At 67.7% G+C, this 20004-nt stretch carries 26 protein-coding genes; 9 read left to right on the plus strand and 17 right to left on the minus strand.

Features of this window, described 5'->3' with window-relative positions:
• Window positions 1–55 precede the first annotated feature (55 nt).
• From ACXJJ3_RS03030 to ACXJJ3_RS03050, 5 genes are read right to left on the minus strand one after another with little or no spacing between them, the layout of a single operon-like run.
• Entirely contained in the window at window positions 56–3856 is a 3801-nt protein-coding gene (locus ACXJJ3_RS03030; RefSeq protein ID WP_458168338.1) for a polysaccharide lyase family 8 super-sandwich domain-containing protein, read from the minus strand.
• Window positions 3853–4944 carry a glycoside hydrolase family 130 protein gene (locus ACXJJ3_RS03035; RefSeq protein ID WP_458168339.1) on the minus strand — a complete coding sequence of 364 codons (1092 nt, stop codon included), beginning with the start codon at window positions 4942–4944 and terminating at the stop codon, window positions 3853–3855. The genes ACXJJ3_RS03030 and ACXJJ3_RS03035 overlap by 4 nt, the downstream gene beginning before the upstream one ends.
• A gap of 20 nt (window positions 4945–4964) precedes the next feature.
• Window positions 4965–5813: a carbohydrate ABC transporter permease gene (locus ACXJJ3_RS03040; RefSeq protein WP_458168340.1), complete on the minus strand. Its 849-nt coding sequence runs from the start codon at window positions 5811–5813 to the stop codon at window positions 4965–4967.
• 1 nt (window position 5814) lies between these two features.
• Window positions 5815–6735, minus strand: coding sequence for a carbohydrate ABC transporter permease (locus tag ACXJJ3_RS03045; protein ID WP_458168342.1), 921 nt, complete (start codon window positions 6733–6735; stop codon window positions 5815–5817).
• Window positions 6725–8017 carry an ABC transporter substrate-binding protein gene (locus tag ACXJJ3_RS03050; RefSeq protein ID WP_458168343.1) on the minus strand — a complete coding sequence of 431 codons (1293 nt, stop codon included), beginning with the start codon at window positions 8015–8017 and terminating at the stop codon, window positions 6725–6727. The genes ACXJJ3_RS03045 and ACXJJ3_RS03050 overlap by 11 nt, the downstream gene beginning before the upstream one ends.
• A gap of 143 nt (window positions 8018–8160) precedes the next feature.
• On the opposite strand from ACXJJ3_RS03050, the gene ACXJJ3_RS03055 reads away from it, so the two are divergent.
• Entirely contained in the window at window positions 8161–9195 is a 1035-nt protein-coding gene (locus tag ACXJJ3_RS03055; protein WP_458168344.1) for a LacI family DNA-binding transcriptional regulator, read from the plus strand.
• Window positions 9196–9402: 207 nt separating this feature from the next.
• Here the strand turns inward: ACXJJ3_RS03055 and ACXJJ3_RS03060 are convergent, their stop codons facing one another.
• The 5 genes from ACXJJ3_RS03060 to ACXJJ3_RS03080 form a co-directional block, all read right to left on the minus strand.
• Window positions 9403–9702, minus strand: coding sequence for a hypothetical protein (locus tag ACXJJ3_RS03060; protein ID WP_458168345.1), 300 nt, complete (start codon window positions 9700–9702; stop codon window positions 9403–9405).
• Window positions 9689–10084: a J domain-containing protein gene (locus ACXJJ3_RS03065; protein ID WP_458168347.1), complete on the minus strand. Its 396-nt coding sequence runs from the start codon at window positions 10082–10084 to the stop codon at window positions 9689–9691. The genes ACXJJ3_RS03060 and ACXJJ3_RS03065 overlap by 14 nt, the downstream gene beginning before the upstream one ends.
• A complete protein-coding gene (locus ACXJJ3_RS03070) occupies window positions 10081–10467 on the minus strand; it encodes a hypothetical protein (RefSeq protein ID WP_458168349.1) in 387 nt (128 codons plus the stop codon). The genes ACXJJ3_RS03065 and ACXJJ3_RS03070 overlap by 4 nt, the downstream gene beginning before the upstream one ends.
• 304 nt (window positions 10468–10771) lie before the next feature.
• Window positions 10772–11059, minus strand: coding sequence for a hypothetical protein (locus ACXJJ3_RS03075; protein WP_458168351.1), 288 nt, complete (start codon window positions 11057–11059; stop codon window positions 10772–10774).
• A 75-nt stretch (window positions 11060–11134) separates the two neighbouring features.
• Complete coding sequence (locus tag ACXJJ3_RS03080) at window positions 11135–11551, minus strand: Hsp20/alpha crystallin family protein (RefSeq protein ID WP_458168353.1); 417 nt, start codon at window positions 11549–11551, stop codon at window positions 11135–11137.
• A 168-nt stretch (window positions 11552–11719) separates the two neighbouring features.
• On the opposite strand from ACXJJ3_RS03080, the gene ACXJJ3_RS03085 reads away from it, so the two are divergent.
• Window positions 11720–12391, plus strand: a complete 672-nt coding sequence (locus ACXJJ3_RS03085) for a hypothetical protein (protein WP_458168354.1) — start codon at window positions 11720–11722, stop codon at window positions 12389–12391.
• A gap of 324 nt (window positions 12392–12715) precedes the next feature.
• On the opposite strand, the gene ACXJJ3_RS03090 is transcribed toward ACXJJ3_RS03085, so the two are convergent.
• Entirely contained in the window at window positions 12716–12895 is a 180-nt protein-coding gene (locus tag ACXJJ3_RS03090; protein WP_458168355.1) for a hypothetical protein, read from the minus strand.
• Window positions 12896–13088: 193 nt separating this feature from the next.
• Here ACXJJ3_RS03090 and ACXJJ3_RS03095 point away from each other — a divergent pair, with 193 nt between their 5' ends.
• Window positions 13089–13646 (plus strand): GAF domain-containing protein, encoded by a 558-nt coding sequence (locus ACXJJ3_RS03095; protein WP_458168356.1) that lies wholly within the window; start codon window positions 13089–13091, stop codon window positions 13644–13646.
• Between the two features lie 65 nt (window positions 13647–13711).
• Here the strand turns inward: ACXJJ3_RS03095 and ACXJJ3_RS03100 are convergent, their stop codons facing one another.
• The 5 genes from ACXJJ3_RS03100 to ACXJJ3_RS03120 all read right to left on the minus strand — a co-directional run bounded on the left by ACXJJ3_RS03100 (window position 13712) and on the right by ACXJJ3_RS03120 (window position 16290).
• Window positions 13712–14317 carry a GAF and ANTAR domain-containing protein gene (locus ACXJJ3_RS03100; protein ID WP_458168357.1) on the minus strand — a complete coding sequence of 202 codons (606 nt, stop codon included), beginning with the start codon at window positions 14315–14317 and terminating at the stop codon, window positions 13712–13714.
• A gap of 265 nt (window positions 14318–14582) precedes the next feature.
• Window positions 14583–15017 (minus strand): SRPBCC family protein, encoded by a 435-nt coding sequence (locus ACXJJ3_RS03105; protein ID WP_458168358.1) that lies wholly within the window; start codon window positions 15015–15017, stop codon window positions 14583–14585.
• A 3-nt stretch (window positions 15018–15020) separates the two neighbouring features.
• Entirely contained in the window at window positions 15021–15623 is a 603-nt protein-coding gene (locus tag ACXJJ3_RS03110; RefSeq protein WP_458168359.1) for a flavodoxin family protein, read from the minus strand.
• An 81-nt stretch (window positions 15624–15704) separates the two neighbouring features.
• A complete protein-coding gene (locus tag ACXJJ3_RS03115) occupies window positions 15705–16106 on the minus strand; it encodes a maleylpyruvate isomerase N-terminal domain-containing protein (RefSeq protein WP_458168360.1) in 402 nt (133 codons plus the stop codon).
• Complete coding sequence (locus ACXJJ3_RS03120) at window positions 16057–16290, minus strand: hypothetical protein (RefSeq protein WP_458168361.1); 234 nt, start codon at window positions 16288–16290, stop codon at window positions 16057–16059. Before ACXJJ3_RS03120 ends, ACXJJ3_RS03115 begins: the two co-directional genes overlap by 50 nt.
• Before the next feature lie 111 nt (window positions 16291–16401).
• Between ACXJJ3_RS03120 and ACXJJ3_RS03125 the strand changes: the two genes are divergently transcribed.
• The 6 genes from ACXJJ3_RS03125 (at window position 16402) to ACXJJ3_RS03150 (ending at window position 19395) form a co-directional block, all read left to right on the plus strand.
• Entirely contained in the window at window positions 16402–16641 is a 240-nt protein-coding gene (locus tag ACXJJ3_RS03125) for a hypothetical protein (protein WP_458168363.1), read from the plus strand.
• Window positions 16642–16869: 228 nt separating this feature from the next.
• Window positions 16870–17139: a sigma factor gene (locus tag ACXJJ3_RS03130; RefSeq protein WP_458168364.1), complete on the plus strand. Its 270-nt coding sequence runs from the start codon at window positions 16870–16872 to the stop codon at window positions 17137–17139.
• Between the two features lie 20 nt (window positions 17140–17159).
• Entirely contained in the window at window positions 17160–17840 is a 681-nt protein-coding gene (locus tag ACXJJ3_RS03135) for an ANTAR domain-containing protein (protein WP_458168366.1), read from the plus strand.
• An 86-nt stretch (window positions 17841–17926) separates the two neighbouring features.
• The gene (locus ACXJJ3_RS03140) at window positions 17927–18670 is read left to right on the plus strand and encodes a GAF and ANTAR domain-containing protein (RefSeq protein WP_458168367.1); all 744 of its coding nucleotides are present in this window, start codon (window positions 17927–17929) and stop codon (window positions 18668–18670) included.
• A 63-nt stretch (window positions 18671–18733) separates the two neighbouring features.
• Window positions 18734–18982, plus strand: a complete 249-nt coding sequence (locus tag ACXJJ3_RS03145) for a hypothetical protein (RefSeq protein WP_458168368.1) — start codon at window positions 18734–18736, stop codon at window positions 18980–18982.
• A 236-nt stretch (window positions 18983–19218) separates the two neighbouring features.
• Complete coding sequence (locus ACXJJ3_RS03150; protein WP_458168369.1) at window positions 19219–19395, plus strand: hypothetical protein; 177 nt, start codon at window positions 19219–19221, stop codon at window positions 19393–19395.
• A 16-nt stretch (window positions 19396–19411) separates the two neighbouring features.
• On the opposite strand, the gene ACXJJ3_RS03155 is transcribed toward ACXJJ3_RS03150, so the two are convergent.
• Entirely contained in the window at window positions 19412–19963 is a 552-nt protein-coding gene (locus ACXJJ3_RS03155) for a type 1 glutamine amidotransferase domain-containing protein (RefSeq protein ID WP_458168370.1), read from the minus strand.
• Window positions 19964–20004: the final 41 nt, after the last annotated feature.

The following is a 20004-nucleotide window of genomic DNA, read 5'->3' on the forward strand; positions in this document are numbered from 1 at the left end:
CGCCAAGCGATTCGAGAGCCGGGCAGCCCCGGGGAAGGCTGCCCGGCCGCGTCTATCAGCGTTGTTTGATGAGGCCGGCCATCGCGCCGGTCAGGTTGGCTGCGGTGGTGTCGGCCTCTTTCTGTGTCGCATCGGTCGACCGAAGGACGGCCTTGGCAGCCTCCAACGCCGGCAGCAGTGGCTGCCAGCTGGAAGGCGTGTAAGACACGCTCTGCAGCGTGTTCGCGCGCTTGATCAGATGCTCCAGCTTCGACGTGTTCACTGTGAAGACCACTGGGCACAGGACGTACTCGTCTCCCTTGGAGTGGGTGACGAGCAGGGATGTTGATCCTGAACGACCCGTCGACAGGCTGACATCGAATCGGCCGTCTGCGCCGACACGCGGTGAGCCGACGACAGAGACCACGTTCTCGTCCAGCGAGGTGACGCTGATCCGGTCGTCAGGGTCACGCGGCGAGATGAGGCCTGTGGCAATCGCCTTGCGGTGCGGGTCGACCCTCAGGGGCGTCGAGTCGCAGCGCAGGGTGTACCCGCCGTACACCTCGAACTCGAAGACCGACAGCCCGTACTGCGTGGCCGGCAGACCGACGGCGCGTACGTAGCGGACTACCGACTGGCCGAGGTCGACGACGTTCCGCAACTCCGCCGACGTCTTCTGCACGTGCGCCAGCATCTTCCAGTCCTGACCGTTGACAGATCCCTCGATGCGATAGTCGTTCGAGGTCGCCGCTTCCCAGGTGACCACGACCTGGCTGACCGGTTGCTCCTTCTCGAGATCGACCTGGAGCCACCGCTCGGTGGTGTACGGCGCTGTCTGCCGTTGCGACGCCCAGCGCGTGGTCGGATTTCCGTCGTTCGCATTGGCCGCGCTCAGTGTGGCGTTGTAGGTCGAGTCGGCGCTGACCGGCCGGTGCAGCGCGAGGTTCTCCCGGCCGCCGGACGTGGGTGGTGCGTCGGTGATCCGGTCGTCGTCGAACACCTCCAGTTCCCACAGCGACACGCCGTACTGGCTGGTGCTGCGCTGACGCGACTGCATGCGGACGTACCGCGCGGTCTCGTCGACCTTGACGAGATCGGTCCCTCCGTCGGAGCCCGCACCGCTGGTGGCGAACGCGTCCCGCCAGGTCTGACCGTCGTCGGACACCTGGATCGCGTACTGCTTGGCGTACGACGCCTCCCACCACAGCCTGACGGTGCGGATCCGTTGCACCGAGCCGAGATCCACCTGTACCCATGCGGTGTCGGACGAGTTCGCACTCCACCGCGTGTCCATGCTTCCGTCGGCGACGCTTCCCGCGGTTCCGCCCGACGAACCAGACGCTTGGACGGGTCCGCCCAGTGCACGGTTGATGCTCGTCTCGGTCCCGAACTCCTTCACGGAGTACCCGCGGCCCCTCGTGCCGTCGATCATCAGCAACCGGACGTAGGTGGCCGGCGTCGGCGCCGTCGTCAGGTCGACTCGTCCCCCGCTGCCGTCGCGGACGAACCGGTGGTCGGTCCAGGTCTTGCCGTCCAGGGAGGTCTGGAGCAGGTAGCGCTTCGCGGCATCGTCACCCCACGAGATCGACACGCGGGTCAGGAACGACCCGGATGCGAGTTCCTTGCGCAGCCACGCCGACCCGTCTCCCGCCGAGTGCCAGGCCGTCGCTTCGTCCTGGTCGCCGGCCAGGGCGGCCTTGCCGTCGGCCGTCGACGTGCTCGCGGTGTAGTCGGAGTTGTCGCCCGGCACCAATGGTGCGGTGACGGTGCGGCCGAGATTCGCGCCGGAGCCGAGTGCGAAGCTGCCGTGCGCGTTCTGCTTCTTGTCGTGGAGAGTGACGTTGACGATGAGTCCTGGCCGGCTGGGATTCGCGACGCTGACCACCGGAGTGGCACCGGACTCGTCGAGGATCACGATGCTCGGCTGGCTCACCTCGAGGCTTCGCCCCGGCCCCAGGTCCAGCCGCCCTGGACGGTAGAACGTCGCCATGGTCCGCTGCAGCCCGGAATGCCGGACAGCCTGGACGTCGGTGTCGTTACGCAGCACCTTCACCGCCGGGTTGGCGGCGTACGCCTTCACCTGATCGGGCTTCTTCCCGGGCAGTACGACGTACTCGTAGCCGGCGCCCTGCGGTTTGACCCCGTGATCGACGTACAGCGTGAACGCGTCCCGGTTGACGGGGTCCTGGTCCAGCCAGCTGCCCGTTTGCGTCTTGTTCGCGACGTGCACACCCTGCTTGCCCGGGAACACGTACCCGACCTCGTCGTTGTAGGCCCAGGAAAGGTTCTCGACGGAGTCGGTCCCGGCCGGCACCGGCTTGCCGTCAGCCGAGGCGTTCCCCTTCGCGACGGCCTGGTTCACGGTCGTGTGGATCGGCGCGCCGGAGGTGGACGTGATGCCCGAGCCGAGTGCGACCATCTCGTCGTCGAAGTAGTAGTAGCTCTTGTTCCCCTTCGTGGCCGCGCGATCGAGGCTGTACACACTCGCGCCGTAGGTTCCGTCCGAGACTCCCCCGGTGAAGGATCCTCCGTTCCCCGTCGACCCCTGGGTCTGCTCCTTGACGTACGGCGCGGTCACGCCGGGATAGTGGAACCAGTCGAAGGCCGGTCCGAGGTCGGAGTACTCGTGGTTGTTGACCTGGATCGCGGTCGCGCCGGCGCTGTTCCAGACGATCTCGTTCCCGACCTCCGGACGGAACGCGGAGCGGTACTCGCTGCCGACGGTCCGGCTGGAGTTCAGCCGGGTGAAGATCCCGTAGCCGTCGCGCAGGTGGGACGAGAACTCCGAGCGCCAGAAGTACTTGTCGCCGACCAGCCCGTTCGACCGGGTCTTGCCGAGGATGCTGTCCAGCAGGCCGCGGTACGCGCTCGCGTACAACGGATCGGTGCGGACCATCTTGGTCAGCGGCTCGATGAACTCCGAGCTCTGGCTCGTCACGCCGCCGATGGTCTTCGGCGGCCGGTAGCCCAGGTACAGCATGCCGATCTCGCCGCGGATCATCCACCGCGTCCCGTTGACGATGTAGTTGGCGATCGTGTCCAGGTTGTCCCGGCTGAACGCGAACCCGGTGCCGCGAGCCGCGTCTGCCCAGAGCGCGACGTTGACGAACAGGATCATCCCGTAGCCCTCGCTGTACAGCTGGGCACCGTGGGCCCAGAAGCTGCCGTCGGGCTGCACCGCCTCGTGGACCGCGCCGGAGTTGTCGACGGTCACGGTCTGCACCATGGTGTCGAATCCGGCGCGGATGTTCGCGTCGTTGTGGGTGGCGAGTGCCTCGAAAAGGTAGTTGGTGGTCCGCCAGGCGCCGTTCGCGCCGACCGGATCCAGCTTGCCGGTGTTGTGCCGCAGCGTGACGTCCAGCGCCTCCGGGCTCAGCACGTCGCCGACGAAGATGGAGATCCGGCCCATCGCGATCGACTCGCCGATCTCGGTCTCCCACCAGTTCTTGTTCTTCGGGTCTGCGACGTCCCAGTACTTCAGCGCACGCTCCAGCGCGTCCAGGACCACGGGGCTCTGGTACCCGCTCGCCTTCGGGTCACGGTAGGCCTGGGCCATGGCGAGCATCCGGTACAGCGCGATGTACGCCGACCACACCGCGCCGTTCGCCGAGCTCGTCGTGTCGGTGTAGTCGACATCGGACCACGAGCCGTCCGCCGCCATGGACCCGGCGTACTGCAGGGCCTCGGACATCCGGCCGAGGTAGATCCCGTTGGCGATCCTGATCTCGTCGCCCTGGTCCAGGTAGTACTCCTGGAGGCGCGAGACGATCGTCGCGACATCGTTCTTGCCCGCCGCCGACGCCGGCACGGCCATCAGACCGCTACCCACGACCACGATGGTCAGTGTGATGGCAATCAGGAACCTCATGCGTCTCATGTCCAGCTCCCTTTCTGACAGTGTTCGAGCTCGGCGACGCCGATCCGGGAGTCGGCCATGCCGTAGAAGACGAAATGCCGATCCCCGATCTTCTCGACCGCTGTCGGGAAGACGACGTTGCCCAGCGTTCCCTGCAGTTCCTCGTCGGTCTCCGGTACCAGCAGCGGCTCCTGCGTCCGGGCCAGCACGCGCCGCGGGTCCGCGGGGTCCAGCAGCATCGCGCCTGCCGTGTACCGCGCGCCGTACGCGAGCTCGAAGCCCTTGACGTCCGCTCCGGTGACACCGTGGTGCAGAACGAGCCAGCCCTCGGGTACCCGCACGGGCGGCGGCCCGGCGCCGATCTTCGACGCCTCGAACGACATCTCGGGCGCGGCGAGCAGGTCCGACCCGTGCACCAGGGTCAGCATGGTCAGGTCGCGCGCCGCCCGGTCGAGGTCGACGTACCCGATCCAGATCGACGGTCTGGCGTCGTCGATCCCCGCCGGTGTCGGCGCGCCCGCGCCGGGACGCAGCCAGTCCAGGTCCCACATCGGCCGGTGCAGCAGGGCGAGCGCCGGCCGGCCGTCCGGTCCGGGGACCGCCTCGGGGAAGAACGTGATGTCCTTGTTCGCGAACAGGTTCAGGTCGGCGTCCAGTTCGGGCTGGTAGGCGAACCGGATCGGCCCGAGACGGTGCCAGTCGACGGTGTCCCGCGAGACGGCGAGCGCCGGGCGCGGCCCGAGCGGCCCGTAGGCGACGTACGTCATGACGTAGAACCCGAGCGGTGCGACGTAGGTGATCCGCGGGTCCTCGACGCCCGCGTTCAGCTGGCCGTGCTCCCAGCCCTGGTCCGGGGCCAGTACGACCCCGAGCCGCTCGACCCCCACAGGTACGCCGTCCGCGACGACGACCCGGGCCCGGCCGACGCGCGACACGTTGCCCTGCGCAACGAGGCGGGGATAGAGGTACAGCTCGCCGTCGCTCCCGCGCGCCGTTCCCGGGTTGAGGACACCCTCGGCCTCGAGCGGGTTCCCCGGCTCGGGGCGCATGATCGGGCCGATCCGGCGCAGCCGGTACGGCACCGTCGAGACATCGGAAATCTGGGTCATTACCTGGCTTTCGGTAGAGGTCAGCCTTTGACGGCCGAGCCGAGGTCGGCGGAGGTGAAGTGCCGCTGGAACAGCACGAACAGCACGACAGCCGGAATCGCGAGCACGCACGCCCCGGCGAGCACGGCGCCCATCGGATTGGCCTGGAACGTCGAGTTCGCCTGCGAGAAGTTCGCCAGGCTCACCGCGAGCGGCTGCATCGAGGCGTCCTTGGTGACCAGGAACGGCCACAGGAACTCGTTCCACGGGCCGATGAACGTCACCAGCATCGCGGTCAGAATCGCCGGCCGGACCAGCGGGACCGCGACCGAGATCAGGATCCGAACCTCGCCCGCCCCGTCGATGCGGGCCGCGTCGAACACGTCCGGCGGAATCTGGCGGAAGTACTGCCGGAAGATCAGCACCGCGACCGAGTTGACCGCGAACGGCAGGATCATGCCGAAGTAGCTGTCGGCGAGGCCGAAGTAGCGGACGACCATGACGTACAGCGGGATCATCAGCAGCTGGAAGGGAATCGCCTGGACCAGCAGGACCAGCGCGAAGACCAGACCCTGACCACGAAACGACAGCACGGCGAGCGCGTAGCCGGCGAGCAGACCGAACACGAGCGTGAGACCGACGACGCCGGCGGTCATGATCAGCGAGTTCAGCAACGACCGGACCAGGTTGATCGAGTCGTCGACACCGGCGAAGTTGTCCAGGGTCAGATTGCGCGGCAGCGGCAACAGTCCGAGGACGCCGGTGTCGCGCTTCTTCTGCAGCGCGCCGACGACCAGATAGTAGAACGGCACCAGCGCGAGCAACGCACCCAGCAGCAGGACAACGAAGCGCAGCACGGCCGACGGAACACTTCGGCGCCGGTTCAGCACGTCAGCGCCTCCCCTCGGTCACGCGCCGGGAGACCAGCGTCAGGATCATCACGCCGGTGACCAGCAGCATGCCGATCGCCGCCGCGATGTCGGGCTGCCCTTGCTGGATGCCCTTCTGATACATCAGCAGCGCCGGCGTCATCGACGCACCCTGCGGTCCGCCGCCGGTGAGCAGGTACGGCTCGGTGAAGATCTGCCCGGTGGTGATGATCGCGAGCAGAACGATCAACGACGTGACCGGCCGTACTCCGGGCAGCGTCACCGCGCGGAACCGCTGCCATCGGCCGGCGCCGTCCATCTCCGCTGCCTCGTGCAGCTCCGCCGGGACGTTCTGCAGCGCCGCAAGGTAGAGAAGCACGGCGAACCCGAGATTCTTCCAGGTCACATAAACCGCGATCAGCGGCATGATCAGGCCGCGGTTCGCAAGCCAGCTGGGATCCGGTGCGAGGTCGCCGAGCACCTTGTTCACCACGCCGTTGCTGTTGAACAGGAAGATCCACACAGCGAGCGTCGCGACCGACGCCGTGACGTACGGGACGTAGTACGAGACCCGGAAGAACGCCTTCCAGCGCGTGACGGCGTTGAGCCCGGTGGCCAGGAGCAACGCCAGTACGACGGTCAGGGGGACGTTGATCACCAGGAACAGCGACAGGTTGCCGAAGGCCTGCCGGACCGCGCGGTCGCCGAGCACCTGCCGGAAGTTGTCGAACCCCACGAAGGGATGCGGCACCTGGACTCCGGGCGCGGTGAAGAAGAAGTCGTGGAACGCCATCCAGACGCCGAACCCGAACGGGACCAGGAACACCGCGACGACGAACGCCGTGTACGGCGTGCTGAGGATCAGCCCGAGCGGATGTTCTCCGAGCAGGCGCTGCAGCCGGCGGCCGGGACTGCTTGCGGCGCGCAAGGTCCTAGAGCCCATCGATCGTGCCGGCCGTGTCCCCGAACGTCTTGGGCAGATCACCCTTGCCGGACTGGACGGCACTCGTCCACGTGTCCCGGAACGCCTGCATCCGCTCGGTGAGGGAGTCGACGTTCGGCACGTCGACCGAGCGCGGGACCGCGGCCGCGAACGGCTCGAAGAAGGCGTTCTTGGCGAGGAATCCGGCCGCGAGCTTCGGTACGTCGGTGCGAGTCGGGAATTGCCCGGTGGTCTCGAGGAGCGCTAGGTCGTTCTGATCGTTCGTCGCGAACTTCGTGAACTCCCACGCGGTCTTCTTGTTCTTACAGGCGGTGAACAGGCCGATGTTCTTCGAGTCCGCGAAGGTCGACGTCTCCGCAGCCGCCTTGCCGCCGGCGGTCGGGATCGGCACCACGCCGTACTTCACCTTGCCGTCGAACTGCGCCTTGCCCCACGGGCCGGCGATTCCCATGGCCGCGACGCCGTCAGCGAACGGTCCCGCCCACATGTCCCCGCTGTAGGCCTCCGCTGAGGCGTAGCCCTTCGCATACAGGGTCTGCCAGAACTTCAGCGTCTGCATGCCCTGCTCGCCGGTGAACGTGGCCTTCCCGTCCTTGATCAGCTGGGTCCCACCGGAGTTCGCCAGATAGAACGGGTAGAAGTCGAAGTTGACGTTCGTGTAGTCGGCCGTCGCGGGCGGGTAGATCGCGACCTGCGCCGCGCCCGAGTCCTTGACCGCCTTCGCCGCGGCGAGTACGTCGTCGTATGTCGCCAGCTTGGGGTGCTCCGGGTCCAGACCGGCCTTCCTGAAGACGTCCTTGTTGTAGTAGAGCATGAACGGGTTCGTCTTCCAGGGGACCTGGTACAGGCCGTGGTCCGGGCTGCGGAAGCCGTCGGCCGCGGCTCCGGAGCGGGTGGTGATGTACTTCTCGGCGTCGTCGAAGGTGCCCGAGAGATTCACCAGGCCGCCCTGCTTCTGGAACGCCGGGACGGCCGCGGGTGCGGTGTTGAAGACCAGGCACGGCGCGTTGCCTGCCGTGATCGACGCCCCGATGACGTCCTCGGACGACTTCCCGGCCGGGATCGCCTGCGCCTTGACCTTCTGGTCCGGATGCTGGTCGTTCCAGGCCTTCACGACATTCTTCGCCCAGGCGATCTCCTGCTCGTTGGTCGAGTACCAGATGTCGATCGGCCCACTGGTGAGCTCAGTAGGACCGGCCCCACCGGAACTCCCTGCCCCGCACGCCGACAGCGGCACCATCGCCATCGCCACTATCGCCGCCACTCGCGCCTTGTGCCTCATCGCAGCATCTCCTCGCCCTGGATCCTGACCTCAGCAACGGGGATTAAACCGGTTTGATTGGTGAGCGTCAAGAGCAGGCAAGACTGTCGAACAGGCGGCTGCGTTGTGCTATCAAACCAGTTCGCATGAGCTACCCTTGTGTGGTGAGCAAGCGGGTGACCATCGGTGATGTGGCAGCACGGGCCGGCGTCTCGAAGAGCACGGTGTCCTTCGTCTTCAACGGGCGGTCCGGTGTCAACGCGGCCACTCGGGAGCGAATCCTCCGAGCGGCCGAGGACCTCGGCTGGCAGCCGAACGCCCGCGCCCGGGCTCTGACGCGCAATCGAACCCAGGCAGTAGGTCTGGTCATTCGACGTGACCCCGAATTGCTCAGCACCGACCCGTTCTTCCCCCAGTTCATGGCCGGCATCGAGATCGGGCTCAGCGCGCAGGAGTACTCGCTGGTCCTGCAGGTGGTCGGCGACGAGCGGTCCGAGCGTGCCGCCTACCAACGGTTCGCGCGCGAGTCGCGGGCCGACGGCGTCTTCCTCACCGACCTGCGCGTTCAGGACCCCCGGCCGGACGAGGTCCGCGAACTCGGACTCAGCGCTGTAGTCGTCGCTCCGGCCGGCACCGATGTGGCGGGCGACATCACGATCGGGATGGACGACGACGCGGGCGTTCGGCGCGCCGTACATCACCTGCACTCGCTCGGGCACCAACACATCGCGCACGTCATGGGCACCGCAGGATACGTACACACCGAGGCGCGCCGCCGCGCCTGGCAGGATGCACTGGCAGAGCTCGGTCTACCCGCCGGAACCGTCGTCACCGCGGACTTCACCGGCGCGTCCGGCGCGCGAGCGACCCATGAGCTCCTCGACCTGCCCCAAGCACCGACAGCGATTGTCTACGGCAACGACCTGATGGCGATCGCCGGCATCTCGGCCGCAACCGACCGCGGCCTCCGGGTGCCGGACGACCTGTCCGTCGTCGGATTCGACGACATCCCGCTCGCACCGTACGCCGTGCCGCCGCTGACGACCGTCCGGCAGAACGTCGTCGCCTGGGGCACCGCGGCCGCGCAGACCCTGGTCAGCCTGGTCGAAGGAAAGCAACCGCAGGCCGTCGACCTCCCTGCCGTGGAGTTCATCGTCCGGGACAGCACCGCCCCCATGATCAAGCGCCCAATCGACTGAACATTGATCAACCTCAGCCGGAATTCAGCGGATTCGGCACGCACCATTTACACACCACTTTGACGATTCTCGTTCTCACGCTGATGCACGCGAACTCCACCGAGGCGGCCTCGGTTCGCATCCCTGCAGGAGGTGCTGACCGACCGGAAGGAGCGGATCGTCAAGCGGCGGGTTGTCCATGACTGGTCCGGGGTCGGCCGGACTGCCCTATCCGGCCGCCAGAGCAGCAGTGCGGGTGCGTGTGGAGTTGTCTGGTGACGTCGGAGCGACCTCCAGGAAGCCGTTGCCGTGGGCCTCCTTGCGAGGGCGGTACGAGTTGTGTTCGTCGGTGCTGCCGTCGGGGTTGGTGATGATGTGGTCGACGCCGTACCACTGTGCGACGGTGGCACCCCGGGAGACTTGGCGGTCCCGGCTGCCGCCGGCGGCGAAGGGTTGCCGGCTGTTGCGCCAGCGGGACTTCCAGACGCCGTCGTCGAAGTAGGTTTCGATGTCGTCAACGGGGGCCATCGTGCTTTCCTCCTGATCGTGGCGGTTCCCAGTGCACGGGGCCGACCCGGATCGCCGGATCGGCCCGGATCGGTGCAAGGGCGGACGCAACAGACTCTGAGCGCCGCGGCCGCGGCGAAGATGCGCCGCCTGAGGATCCACTGGGCGCGGTTGCCTGGGCCTGGTCGTAGGCCGCGCGGCGGATCGGGTCGCGCAGGGTGGCGTAGGCGTTGAGGAGTTCCTGCAGGCGTCGGTCGGCGTCATCCGCGTTGTCGGAATCTGGTGTCCGGGTGTCGGGGTGGAGGCCGCGGACGAGTCCGCGGAAGGCGTGGTCGAGGTCGTCGTCGGAGGCCTCGATGGTGACGCCGAGGATCGAGTACGGGTCGAGCGGCGGCGCGGTCATGCGGGGTACCCATCGATCGTGCCGGCGTCGAGGATGTAGGCGGCGGGGCACGGGCGGGCCTTAGCGGCGTGGATGGCGAGTACGCCGTTGACCAGGGTCCCTGTGATCTTGTTGCCCAGCACCGGCCCGGCACGCCGACCGCACCGACGCGGCGTCCCGGCGTGAACCCGCGTGGGGATCCGGCCGTGCACGACGAACTGCTGGCCGTTCCACACCACGGTCAATTCGCGCGCGACGGCGCCGCCGATTGAGGATGCGCAGGTGAGGCGGCGCAGGCCGCGGCTGGTCCGGTGATGGATGTCGTCGAGGTGGGCGAATGGTTCGTCCGGCAGCCACCGCACGGCTGACGACTGCCGGACGGCGCCGACGGTCATATCGCTCAACCTTCTCCTTCTGCGTCGTTGTCCAGTGGGATCTTTCTGTTGTCGTTGCCCAGTGGGAACGGTGGACCCGATGGGTGGTGCGGCGGCCCGTAGTGGCGCCGTCCCAGGAAGGACAAGGCGGGTCGAGTGCCGCCACGACGTGAGGGGTGTCTGCGCGGGCGGCCGCACCACCGGGTCGGGTCAAGGAGCAGGATTGAATCGGGTTACCACCCCCCTGGTTGTCGTTGCTACGGCTTCGTCGGGGATCGTCAAGACAGCGGCCGGATGACCCTCGAACAGGAGATCGGCCAGCACGTCGTTGACGTCATCGCGTCGGCTGCGGCGGAGGGCCACGCTGGCGACTCTGGGGCCTGCGCACTGGGATGCGGCCGGTGAGGGCGGACCGCTGCCGTCGCGGCCACCAGTGCGGTGGCCGCCCGGCCCACCCGCCGATGGGTGGCGACGGCTTGCGGCGCGAAGGCTCGGACGGCGACTCCCAGCAGGCAGCGATCAGCGCGTCGAACTCGGCACGCATCAGATCGTCATCGTCCAAGACGACGTCGACGAAGACCTCGGCCTCGGCGATGGTTTGCTGCTTGATAGTCGCTGTCATCGATCCCACCTCATCGACACAACTCGCCTCACGTCACCGGAGCGGTTCAGGCTCGGTGGCGTGGTTCGCCCAGGGTCAGGCGTCGATCTGTTTGCGATCTCCGCTGTCCGCTGCGCTGATGGTGATCTTCCGCGGCTTGGCCTTCTCGGCGATCGGGATCTTCAGCGTCAGCACGCCGGCCTCGTAGCTGGCCTCGATCCGGTCGGCATCCAGGGTGTCACCCAGGAACAGTTGTCGCGAGAACACCCCGAGCGGTCGCTCTGAGACCTGCATCTCGGCACCCTCGGCAAGGTCTACCGGTCGGCGCTCGGCCTTGACCGTCAGCACATTGCGCTCGACGTCCAACTCAATCGCGTCCGGTGAGATCCCAGGCAGATCGAAGGAAACGACGTACCGGTCGCCGTCGCGGTAGGCGTCCATCGGCATCGGGGTCGGCCGCGACCAAGTGCCCGGCGTCTGGCTGCCGAAGAACTGCTGGGCGAACCGATCCAACTCCCGGAACGGATCTGTGCGCATCAACATTTGTCCTACACCTCCTGAAAGCTCTGCTGTCCAACTGTGGTGTTAATACGCACTTCTCTTATAGCATCGTCAACGGAACGATGACAAGCAGGAGATGTCAGCGAATCGCTGACATCGATCGAAGGCAAGGAGGTGACTGTGACAGCCACCAACACACCCAACGAGACGCAAGCTTCGGAGGCCTCCCACGTCTCGGCGGCTGCCGCGCTGGCGGCCGTCGAGGAAACCGTCCAGCACGTCGCCCATCAACCAGACACCCCGGGTCCCGGGCCAGACGCCGCCACTGCCAGTTCGGACGACGTACTGGCCGCGCTGGCCGGCCTGCGGGCCGTTCAAGATCGGCTCGCCGCGTGGGAGCCGCTGCTCATCGGCGCCGCCCGCGCCCGCGGGGCGAGCTGGGCCGCGATCGCGCCGGCCCTCGGCGTCGCCAGCCGCCAGGCCGCAGAGCGCCGCTACCTGCGACTCAACCCGCACGCCACCGACCCCGCCGGCATGACCGGCGAAGAGCGCGTCCAGGCCGCCCGTGACCGCCGCGCCGGCGACCGTGCCGCCAACCAATGGGCCCGCGACAACGCACCCCGGCTACGCCGGCTCGCCGCGCAGATCACCGCGCTCGACGACCTCGACCCGGCCACCCAGAAAGTCGTCGACCGCGTCCTCATCGCGCTCGGCGAGAACGACACCGCAACCCTGCTGACACCCCTCGCCAACGCCGGCGACAGACTCCAGCACAGCCACCCCACGCTGGCCGAACAAGCCGCTGACATCACCACGACCACCAACCGGCTACGCGTCCCCACCTGCACCTGAAAGCGACAGACCAAGGACAGGCAACCCCGACATACCGCCGCAGCCGGAAGCTCGCCAAGTAACTCCACTGCCGGGTCGACCGCCGGGGAATCGCGAGCAGATCCATGATCCCGAACACCACACTCGCCGCCCAGGCTCCGATGCGAACCGTGACCTCTGGTTCACCGTGCCCAGCACGACTCGGCGGTGGAAATCGTTCGTGCTCACCTGGGTCGTCCTGCCATGGGTCAACCGGCACGCGCGGCCATGGCTGTTCCGCCTGGCCCGGGTCGATCGATCAGCGCAAGGTGGTCGTAACCAGCGCCGGCGAACGGTGCCGCCAGCTCACGGTGACCTCCGATCGTGCTCGCCGACGAGCGCCACACCGGCCTCTGCCGCCTTGCCGCGGACGGCGTCGACGCACCGGCCGAGTTTCAGAGCGATCACGACGGTCGGCAGACCTGCCGTGGCGCATCGCTGCAGCACGGTCAGATCACCGGCACTCCACGGCTCCGTAACAGTCACGACAAGCTCCCCTCGGATCCTTCGATCGGCCTCAATCGGTGCCCGGTCGGGGTCTCGGCAAACCGATCATCCGGATGCCGGACTGACAACGAAACCCAGGTTGACCGCTGACGGGTCCGGCTGTCTCATGGAGGCGGATCCTCCAGAAGTGCGGGGATCCGCCGCTCGAGTCCGTGAGGACGAGGCGAATATCATGCACGGTCAACTGGCACGAGAATTCACACAACTGGCGGAGCATCTGCGGGATCGGACAGGCCCGCAAGAGCTACTCGACACGATCATCAGGCTCGCCGTCCCGGCCGTCGGTTGTCGTCATGTCGGCCTGTTGCTGTGCGTCCGCGGCCGGACGCTCCGCCTCGGACAGGCCACGGACGCGGAAGCGGCCGAGGCCGGTCAGGTGCAGATCGCCGTACGGCAAGGTCCGTGCTGGTCCGGTCTCGCCTGCCCGGACGGACCGGGCGAGATCCTCGTCGACGACACCACCGACGACGCCAGATGGCCCGCCTGGAACTGGCCGGTGACCGAACTCGGCGTACGGAGCGTCCTCAGCGCCCGCCTCACCACGGACGACGGCCCTGTCGGGTTCCTCAGCTGGTACGACACCGCACCACACGGCTTCACTCCCGACGTCGTCACCGTCGCCCATGTCGTCGCGCTACACGCCGCTGAGCCTCTGTCTCGAGTCCTTGAACAACTCCCTCGCACCGTCGCGAGAAGGCCCCTCCAGGGGCACCGTTCCGTAGTCGGGTGACCCGAACGGACGTCGACGGTCGATGTGTGGCACGACGCGCCAGTACGCCATCGAGCATCCGCAGCTCACTGCCCGAGGGAGTCGATCACCTCAGCCGCGACATCGTGCAGCTTGGTCTTCGACTCCTCGGTGTAGCGGCGCAGGACCGCGTACGCCTGGTCGCCGGTCAGGCCGAAGCGCTCCATCAGGATTCCCATCGCCTGGCCGACCACTTTGCGAGCGTCCATCTCCTCCGCGAGCGCGGTCTCGTGCCGTGCGGTTGCTACCGCGATCGCGGCGTGTCGCGCGAGGATCGACGCGATCGCCTCGTCGTCGGCGCCGAATCCGTGCGGCTTCTCGTGATACAGCGACAGCACGCCGAGTGGTTCGGCCGTCCTCAGCGGAACGTGCAGGACGCTGCCAATCGGTACATCGGTGACGAACCCGCTCCACAGCGGCCAGCGATTGTCCGTTGCAGGGTCGTCGACGTGAACCGTCACGCCGGCCTCCAGTGCATGCAGCATCGGACCGTCACCGACACTCAGCTGCCAGCGCAGAATCCGCTCCACGAGTGGATCGGTCGCCGCCGCGATCTCCGGTACTCCGCCCGGCACCGCCAGCTCGATACCGACGTACCGGCAGCCGATCGCCTGCAGCGCGAACTCGGCCACCGCCTCAACAGTCTCGTCCACTCCGGAGACGGTGTGCAGTTCACCAACAAGGCGGGCGAACGCGGACGCCACCTCCGAACCCGGCTCGGACAATCACGCACCTCCCCGATCGCGTCCATTGTCCACCATGCCTTCCGCCCGGTCGAGCAGATCCGACGCGCGTGCACCGGTTCCGCGCGGCCACCGGCAGCACAGGAAGATCGCCGCCCTCGTCCCCCACGGTTCCGCAAGCCGGTCGATCTGTCTCATCGCAGCTCGGTGCTCGCGGCGTAGCCCGGCAAACGGCTCAGTTCCGCTTCTCGGCGAGCAGTTTCAGACGCCACAGCACTTCCGCGTTCCGTGGCTGCAGGACCAGGTCGGCCACGGGCGCGGGCAGCAGCGCGACCGGCCCGCTCACCGCTTGTTCGGTCATCACCACGCGACACCCGGTCGGCGTCGCAGCGACCAGGAATTCGACCTCACCGTGCCCGGCAGGCCAGACCCGGAGCCGCAGGCACAACCGGCTCCCGTGCTCGTACTCCAGCGACGTGGTCGTGTCGTCGAGCAGCAACGGCCAGGCGCCGACCGAATGGTGAATCCGCCCGCCCGGCTCGGGCCACGGCGGGTCGACGTCCCGGATCCGGGACGCGCCGACCACCCAGGCGGCGTACGACCATCCGTCGGTGAGGATCGCGAACACGTCCTCGGCACTCGCCTCGATCAGGCACTCGTTCTCGCTCACGCGTCAACCGTTCACGGGGATCGGGTGTTCCTGGAGAGCCTTGGCCACGGCAACCAGGTTCGACGCCATCGCGCGACCGGTCTTCGCCGACCAGTCATGACCTTCGGCGGTGCCGGAGTAGCTCGGGCCGGGGCCGGGGCCTTTGTTCCAGTACGTCCAGGACTGGCCGGGGATCGTGTACCCGATGTCACCGAGCGCGCCACTGATCTCCGAGATCACGTGGTGCGCACCGTCTTCGTTGCCGGTGACAACGACTCCGGCGACCCGGTCGTACGCGACCGGCCGACCGCCGTCGTCGGTCTCGGACAGCATCGCGTCCATCCGCTCCAGCATCCGTTGCGCAACCGAGGACGGCCGTGCGAGCCAGGTCGGCGTGGCCACCACCAGGATCTGGCTCTCCAGGAGTTTCTCGTGCACCGAGGGCCAGTCGTCACCGGCCCCCTCGTCGCTCGTGACGCCGGGTCTGATCGTGAGATCGACCAGCCGGATCCGCTCGACCTCGACCTTCGCGCGCCGCAGCCCGTCCACGACGACCTCGGCCAGCTGGTCGGTGTTCGACTGCTCCGGCGACCCTTTCAACGTGCAGTTCAGGACCAACGCCCGCATGACTACCTCCTCGGTCGGCATCCCCGGTGCCCGATGCACCGCGCTGCATTCAGGGCAGGTGCGTCCCTCTCGCTCGCGCTGTCAGCGACGCAGGAGGCCGGGGTCGCGGCCGGAGCGGGCGACGGCGCGGTCCAGCGGGGATTCAGCACTTGCCGGGACGGCAGCGGCGTACCAGGTGCCGGACGTCGTGTCCTCGCCACTGTCCAGCCAATGGAGCACCGTCTCCGACACCTCATCCGGAAACTCGGGTGTCTGACCGGTCGCCACCGCCAGGTCCCAGCTGTGCAGCACGATCTCCTGCATCAAGTGTGTGAGCAGACCGCGTACGTCGTAGTCCGGGCACGGAGTCGCGGCATCGAGCTGATCCAGATCCACCGCGGCCGCCAGACGTCCGCTTCTCGAGCAGCCGCCACGAGCTGGTCCGAGATGTCCATCACCCACACCGCCGTTCGACGCTTCCGGTCCATCGCGAGAGCAGCTCACCGGCGAACAGACCGTCGACCGTCAGCGCCCAGTGCGCGCCGAACAGGACCTGGTCTTCCGAGGCGCCCAGCCGGATTGCGCCGGCCGCATACTGCCGATTCGGGAGCGTCGACGTCATCTCCAGCGCCGCGAGATGACCCGCCAACGCGCCGGCCCAGCGGCGGTGCCGATCCGCAGATCCCACTCGACGTCACCTTCACGATCGCGTCCGTCATCACGCTACCGAACACCGGTGCCCATCCGTTGCCGCGAGAACCGTTCGGTTGACACACTGCTACTCGGGCACCGGACAGGCATGACTGTGAAGCTGAACGAGAAGGCGTTCGAGCACGCGAAGGCGCTGGCCCGGAAGGGCCAGACGGTCAAGGACGAGCGGGACGACTGGAGCGAACACGCCCCGACCGCCGCGGAGCAGAACACATACCTGGACAAGCACGGCTGGCGGGACTACGGGCTGTGGTTCCTCGGTCTCGACAGCGAGATGGACGAGGAGACCAAGGGACACTACGAGTTCCCGTACGGCGACCAGGCATAGGGCGCGCCCGGAACGTTGTCAGCGTGAGCCGACTGCCAGCCGATCGGCGGCCGCTGAGCCCAGCCGATGTCCAGGGGCGGACTTCCCGTCGAGAACGGACGATTCACCTGCCGTGCGACGGGTACTCGGAGAACGTTTCGGTTGCGGTACAAGCCGTGGCCGCGCTTGACCGGGACGGCACAGTCAGGCATCCCACGATGGCAACGAGTAGTCCGGTCCCCGCATCTCATGCCGAACAAGCCTCCCGGACGGAAGGCTCGCCGCAAGTACCGCGGCCGCGGGGTCGACGAGGAGGACCTCGAGCAGATCGCCGTCGAACACCTGATCCGTGCCCTGCACAACTATCACCCGGCACCAGGCACCGGTTTCCGGTCGTACGCCGTACCGATGATCCGGGGCGGGATCCGGCACCACTTCCGCGACCACGCCTGGGCCATCAGGCTCCCGCGGCGGCTCCGCTCGATCATCGGGCACCTGCAAGTCGCGCTTTCGACCTGACCGGCCAGGAGAGGACGACCGTGGATCGAGCAGCGGTGCTCTGGCGGCTCGCGAAGCTCATTGCCGCCGCCGATCCAGACCGGCAACTGGCCGTCCGGCTCTGCGAAGCCGGCACCGTGCTGCTCGGCGGAGTCGGGAGCTCGATCAGTATCAACACCAATGACGTCGGTAGACGAATGACCCTGGCCGCGACCGACGACATCGCCGAGCAGCTGGAGAGTCTGCAGGACGTACTGGGCGAAGGGCCGTGCCGGGACGCGTATCGCCGCAACGAGCCGATCGTCACCGATCTGCAAGGTGCCGCCGACCGGATGTGGCCGGAGTTCACCCGATCCGCTCTCGAGACCACCGGTGACGTCACTCTGCACTGTTTCCCGATGCGGCCCGCCGGCCGTCCGTTCGGCGTTTACAGCGTCTACAGCCAGGACGGCCTCCACGAGCCGGACGACGTCGCGCAGTTCCTCGCCGACGCGGTCGGCGCCGCCGTACTCCATGACGCGTCGACCGGTGAGCCCGACGGGGCGTGGGCTGCACGAGCGGTCGTCCATCAGGCGACGGGTATGGTCGCCGTACAGCTGCGGGTGTCGCCGGAGGACGCGCTGGCCATCCTGCGGGCGCACGCCTTCGCCCACGACGCGACGGTACTCGGCATCGCCGAACAGATCGTCAACCGCAGCCTCGATTTCCGGGAGAACACCTGACGCAGCACGTGATCACCCTGGCCCGAACTCGCCGGTGTCTTTTCCGGGTCTTGGGCTCGCCGCCGTCGGCGATGCAAGATGGACAGGTGGCAGACACCGGTGGATACCTGCGCGGCGCGGACCCGGCCAGAGATCCGGCCGGGCAGGCGGACCGCGCACAGGTGGCAGCAGAGTTCTCGCGGCTCGCGCTGGAGATGCACGAGGCGGACACCCTGGACGAGACGGTCCAGGCGGTCGTCGACTTCGCGCTTCATGCCCTGAACTGTGACTACGCCGGTGTTGCGCTGCGCGCCGTCGGCGGGAGCCCGGAGGTGCCGGCCGTCACCGATCCGACCGTTGCCGAGATCTACCACTTCCAGATGTCCGGCGAGGACGGGCCGCTGGTCCAGTGCCTCGACGAGCGCACCGTTGTCCGAGTGCCTGATCTCGTGCAGGAGACCCGCTGGCCGGAGTGGACCAAGAAGGTTCTCGAACTCGGGGTCCGCAGCGTTCTCGACGTACCGCTCTGGACCGCCGCCGGTACGGTCGGTGTGCTCGGCCTCTACAGCACGGAGCCGGAGTCCTTCGGGACCGACGAAGAGGCCATTGCGCACATCCTGGCCCGGCACGCCGCGGTCGCAGTCGCCGCCGCTCGGCACGAGGAGCACCTGAAGGTCGCGATCGACGCACGCAAGGTGGTCGGGCAGGCGATGGGGATGCTGATGGAGCGCTACCACCTGACCGGCGACCAAGCGTTCCAGGTTCTCAAGCGGTACTCCCAGGACACCAACACGAAACTGCGCGAGGTCGCTCAGCAGCTCATCGACAGCCGCGATCTTCCACCGATGTGAGATCGCCGGTTTCCAGCGCAGCCACCCGGGCACCGCACAGGCTCCGAACGATTGGAGCGTCCGATGTCCCTGTGGGAGCGGTTCAAGCGCTGGCGCCTGACGCACAAGGTCAACGAGGCTGATGCACCGGCCGACAACACCACGGCGATGACACGGGCCATGGGCGGCAATCCGGACCGCGGAACGCCGACCACGACCGGTACCGGCACCAGCGAGGAGTTCGTCGGCCGCGTGGCCGGCGACGATACGAACAGCGGGGAGACCGGCGCGGAGCAGCGTGCTCGTCATCTGAAGGATTCTGCTGGCGACTGATCTGACAACGATGCCAGGTTTGCGCCAAGGCGGCGGCCCACGTCCTGCGCGCCGCCGGTGGTAGCGGTCGACCACCGGCAGCAGTTCGGCCGAGCCGGGACACGTCGAGTGCGGTTGGCGCGAGAACTGGGTCTCCCGCGTCCCGGCCCGGTCGAGCTACTGATTGTCAACGATTGCAACCGCTACCGACGGGCACCGAAGAACTCAGACGAACTTCGGCTGCGAAGGAGGTCGCGATGAGTACGATTCCGACACCCCCAGGCCCGGTCCCACCGCTCACGGAGCCGACCGATCCCGACGGTACGCCGGGCCGCACCAGGCCGGCTGACGATCCGGACGTGACGCCGTACCCAGACCCCGAACCCGACCCGGACGAGGACCCCGACGAGCAACTCCCCCGCCGCGAAGACTGACCTCGAGCCACTGCCGTCAGGCCTTCGCGAACTGCTCGACCAAGGTCGAGCAGAACGCCGGCAGGTCACCCGGGTTGCGGCTGGTGATCAGGTTGCCGTCGACAACGACCTCTTCGTCGACCACCTCGGCCCCCGCATTACGCAGATCGGTGCGGATGCTCGGGTACGACGTCACCCGGCGACCCCGCAGTACGCCGGCCTCGGCCAGCGTCCACGGCCCGTGGCAGATCGCCGCCACCGGCTTGCCCGACGCGACGAACGACCGGACGAACTCGACCGCATCCGGATCGGCGCGGAGCCGATCCGGGTTGATCGTCCCGCCCGGCATGATCAACGCGTCGAAGTCGTCGGTCTGTACCTTCGACACCGGGCGGTCCACATCGAACGTGTCGCCCTTGTCGATGTCGCCGTGCATCGCCTGGACCTTGCCGTCCTCGATCGACACCAGCTGCACGTCACCACCGGCCGCGACGACCGCGGCGCGCGGCTGTTCGTACTCGACCTGTTCCAGACCGTTGGCCGCCAGGATCGCCACCCGCCGGCCCTTGAGCTGCTCGGACACAACCATCACCCCAATCCTGTCAAAGTCGGCCGGTGCCCGCCTGACCT

It is taken from the genome of Kribbella sp. WER1 (assembly GCF_054189145.1).